5 protein-coding genes are annotated in these 4,125 nt (G+C 59.6%); 4 read left to right on the forward strand and 1 reads right to left on the reverse strand.

Annotated elements, in window-relative coordinates:
* The coding region (locus tag UN63_RS16710) for a type 1 glutamine amidotransferase family protein (protein WP_483406934.1) at positions 1–345 on the reverse strand (345 nt) is incomplete at its 3' end.
* Positions 346–689: 344 nt separating this feature from the next.
* On the opposite strand from UN63_RS16710, the gene glyA reads away from it, so the two are divergent.
* The 4 genes from glyA to UN63_RS16730 all read left to right on the forward strand — a co-directional run.
* Positions 690–1,943: a serine hydroxymethyltransferase gene (gene glyA, locus UN63_RS16715; RefSeq protein ID WP_104488620.1), complete on the forward strand. Its 1,254-nt coding sequence runs from the start codon at positions 690–692 to the stop codon at positions 1,941–1,943.
* A gap of 65 nt (positions 1,944–2,008) precedes the next feature.
* Positions 2,009–3,262: a sarcosine oxidase subunit beta family protein gene (locus UN63_RS16720; protein WP_104488621.1), complete on the forward strand. Its 1,254-nt coding sequence runs from the start codon at positions 2,009–2,011 to the stop codon at positions 3,260–3,262.
* Between the two features lie 10 nt (positions 3,263–3,272).
* Positions 3,273–3,560: a sarcosine oxidase subunit delta gene (locus tag UN63_RS16725; protein WP_104488622.1), complete on the forward strand. Its 288-nt coding sequence runs from the start codon at positions 3,273–3,275 to the stop codon at positions 3,558–3,560.
* The coding region (locus UN63_RS16730; protein ID WP_181068279.1) for a 2Fe-2S iron-sulfur cluster-binding protein at positions 3,557–4,125 on the forward strand (569 nt) is incomplete at its 3' end. The genes UN63_RS16725 and UN63_RS16730, both read left to right, overlap by 4 nt.

Consider the following 4,125-nt stretch of genomic DNA (forward strand, 5'->3'; position numbering starts at 1 on the left):
GTTGCAGCGAAAGCCGCCGCACACAATCAGCACATCCAGTGCGCCTTCGCCTTCCAGCACCAGTTCGTCCAGGGTGCTGTTGGCCGAAATGTCGATGCCCAGATCGCTGCGCACCGTAGTGGCATCAAGGCCGAAGATGGTAAAGCCGAACAGCGGCGTGGCCTGCACCAGGTTGGCGGTGACCAGGGCGTCTACCGCAGCGGTAAAGGCCATCATCGAAAAGTGGGGTTGCAGTACAAAGCCGACTCTTATCGGTTCTGCGTCGCTTTGGCGTGCCGGCAGAAAGGCGCTGTTGGTGTCGCGCAGGCGATGACTGAAATAACGTTTTTCACTGATTTGAGACATGGTGTTTTTATAATGGATCCGAGGTGAAGGTAGCGTTTCCAGAATGTTACCGCTTAGGGCTGAATAGTACCCCGCGGGGCCGGGCTTTGCACCTGTACCGCCGTATCAGGCCCGGTCTGGCTCCGAACAGGCTCCATATTGTGACGGGCAACGATCGCAATGTTGTACTTATGTGAAGTTTTGTCGCAAATACACAGCTTTAGGCCGCAGCCAGTCACCCCTGTAATAGTACCCCCCAGTAGTATCTCATCAACGCAAGGCTCGGGTGTTTACATCCGCCGCCACGCAACCAGGGATACATCAGGTACCGGGAACTAGCCCGGGCCGCGCAAGGAGGTCACAAGATGTTCAGCAAAGACACCCGCATTCAGGATATAGACCCGGCACTGTGGGCCGCCATGGAAGAAGAAGCCGCCCGTCAGGAACAACATATCGAGCTGATTGCTTCAGAAAACTACACCAGCCCGGCCGTTATGGAAGCCCAGGGGTCGGTACTGACCAACAAATATGCGGAAGGCTACCCGGGCAAGCGCTATTACGGCGGTTGCGAAGCGGTAGACAAGGTTGAAGTGCTGGCCATCGAGCGCGCCAAGGAACTGTTCGGCGCAGACTATGCCAACGTGCAGCCCCATTCCGGCTCTCAGGCCAATGCCGCCGTTTACATGGCACTGTGCGCCCCCGGCGATACCGTGCTGGGCATGAGTCTGGCCCACGGTGGCCACCTGACTCACGGCGCCAAGGTCAGCTTTTCCGGCAAAATCTACAACGCGGTACAGTACGGCCTGAACGAAGCCACCGGTGAGGTGGACTACGACCAGGTTGAGCGGCTTGCACTGGAGCACAAGCCGAAGATGATCGTCGCCGGTTTCTCCGCCTACTCGAAGGTGCTGGACTGGGCTCGCTTTCGCGCCATTGCCGACAAGGTAGGTGCTTTCCTGTTTGTCGACATGGCCCACGTGGCCGGTCTGGTAGCCGCTGGCCAGTACCCTAACCCGGTACCTCATGCCCACGTGGTCACCACCACCACGCACAAGACACTGCGCGGCCCCCGCGGCGGCCTGATCCTGGCCAAAGGCAATCCGGATCTGGAGAAAAAACTGAACGCCGCCGTGTTCCCCGGTGGTCAGGGTGGCCCGCAGATGCACGCCATCGCCGGCAAGGCCGTGGCCTTTGCCGAAGCGCTGAAGCCAGAATTTACCGAGTATCAGAAAGCCGTAGTGGAAAACGCCCGCGCCATGGTGGACGTGTTTCAGAGCCGCGGTTTCGATGTGGTATCCAACGGCACCGACAACCACCTGTTCCTGCTCGACCTGTCCGCCAAGGGCATTACCGGCAAGGATGCAGACCGGGTACTGGGTGATGCCTGCATCACCGTGAACAAGAACGCCGTGCCCAACGATCCCCAGTCACCCTTCGTGACCTCGGGCCTGCGCATCGGCACCCCGGCGGTAACCACCCGCGGCTTCAAGGTAGAACACTGCCGTCAGCTGGCCGGTTGGATCTGCGACATTCTGGATCATATGGACGACCCGGAAGTGATTATTTCGGTGAAGGACCAGGTCGCGAGCCTGTGCAGCTACTTCCCGGTATATCGCTAATCCACAGTGGTCCGAGCGTTGGAGCAGTCAGCCAGCCAGAACCCTTTTAAAGAACAGGTGAGACTATGAAAAAATATTCAGGATTCGGGCTCCTCAAGCATGCCCTGACCCATCACGAAAACTGGCAGCGCGTGTGGCACAACCCCACGCCCAAGCCGGAAGGTTACGACGTTATCATCGTCGGCGGCGGCGGCCACGGTCTGGCCACGGCCTACTACCTGGCCAAAGAGCACGGCATCACCAACGTGGCGGTAATCGAAAAGGGTTACCTGGGTGGCGGCAACACCGCCCGTAACACCACCATCGTGCGTTCCAACTACCTGTGGGATGAAGCCTCTCACCTGTATGAGCATTCCATGAAACTGTGGGAAGGCCTGGCGCAGGATCTTAACTACAACCTGATGTTCAGCCAGCGCGGCGTGCTCAACCTTGGCCACACCCTGCAAGACATGCGCGACATCGAGCGCCGGGTTAACGCCAACCGCCTGAACGGCATCGACGGCGAAGTGCTCAACGCCAAACAGGTGCAGGATCTGGTTCCGATTCTGGACTGCTCCACCAGCGCCCGTTATCCGGTGCTGGGAGCGTCCTGGCAGCCGCGCGGCGGCACCGCCCGTCATGACGCCGTGGCCTGGGGCTTTGCCCGCGCCGCCGACGCCCTGGGTGTGCACCTGATCCAGCAGACCGAAGTGACCGGCATCCGTCGTGAAAACGGCGCCGTCACCGGGGTGGAAACCACCCGCGGCTTTATCTCTGCGCCCAAGGTGGCCTGTGTTACCGCCGGTAACTCGGGTGTGATGGCCAACATGGTCGGCATGAAACTGCCGCTGGAGTCCCATCCGCTGCAGGCCATGGTATCCGAGCCGGTCAAGCCGATCCTCGACACCGTCGTCATGTCCAACCACGTGCACGGTTATATCTCCCAGTCCGACAAGGGTGACCTGGTCATCGGCGCCGGTATCGACAGCTACCTGGGTTACGGTCAGCGCGGCTCCTTCCCGGTAGTGGAAGAAACCATGGCGGCCATTGTGGAAATGTTCCCCATTTTCAGCCGGGTTCGCCTCAACCGTACCTGGGGCGGCATCGTCGACACCTGTCCGGATGCCTGTCCGATTATTTCCAAGACCCACATCAAGGGCCTGTATTTCAACTGCGGTTGGGGCACCGGCGGCTTCAAGGCCACCCCGGGATCGGGCAACGTATTCGCCCACACCATTGCCAAGGATGAGCCCCATCCCCTGGCCAAACCCTTCAATGTTGACCGCTTTACCAGCGGCCACCTGATTGACGAGCACGGCGCAGCCGGCGTAGCCCACTGAGGAGATAGACATGCTAAATATTTATTGTCCGCATTGCGGCGAACACCGGGAAGAAGACGAATTTCACTACGGCGGCGAGGCACACATTGCCCGCCCGGCGGATCCGAATGCGATCAGCGACAAAGAATGGGCAGAGTATCTGTTCATGCGCAAGAACCCGCGCGGTCTGCATCACGAAATGTGGTATCACGCCGCTGGCTGTCGCAAGTTCTTCAATGCGACCCGGCACACCGTGACCTATGAAATTCAGGAAACCTACAAGGTGGGCGAGCAGCCCCAGCAAGGAGGCCAGTCATGAGCCAGAAACATCGTCTTCAGGGCAAAGGTCGGGTAGACCACAGCAAACCGCTCAGCTTTATCTTTAACGGCAAGACTTATCAGGGTCTGTCTGGCGACACCATCGCCTCGGCACTGCTGGCCAACGGGGTCGACGTAGTTGGCCGTTCGTTCAAGTATTCTCGTCCGCGCGGCATCATGGCTGCCGGCGCCGAAGAGCCGAACTGCATCCTGCAGGTGGGCAGCTGTGAAGCCACCATGATCCCCAACATTCGCGGCACCCAGGGCGAGCTGTATGACGGCCTCACCGCCGCCAGCACCAACGGCTGGCCGAATGTTGATAAAGACATCATGGGCGTAATGGGCAAGATCGGCGGCAGCATGATGCCCCCCGGCTTCTACTACAAGACCTTCATGTATCCTCAGTCCATGTGGCCGAAGTACGAACATCTGATCCGCAAGGCCGCCGGTCTGGGCCGGGTACCGAAAGACAAGGATCCGGACACCTACGACAAGCTCAACCACCACTGTGACGTACTGGTAGTGGGCGGTGGCGCGGCCGGTCTGGCAGCGGCGCTGGCATACTA

This window comes from Oceanisphaera arctica (genome assembly GCF_002936955.1).
Taxonomy (GTDB): domain Bacteria; phylum Pseudomonadota; class Gammaproteobacteria; order Enterobacterales; family Aeromonadaceae; genus Oceanimonas; species Oceanimonas arctica.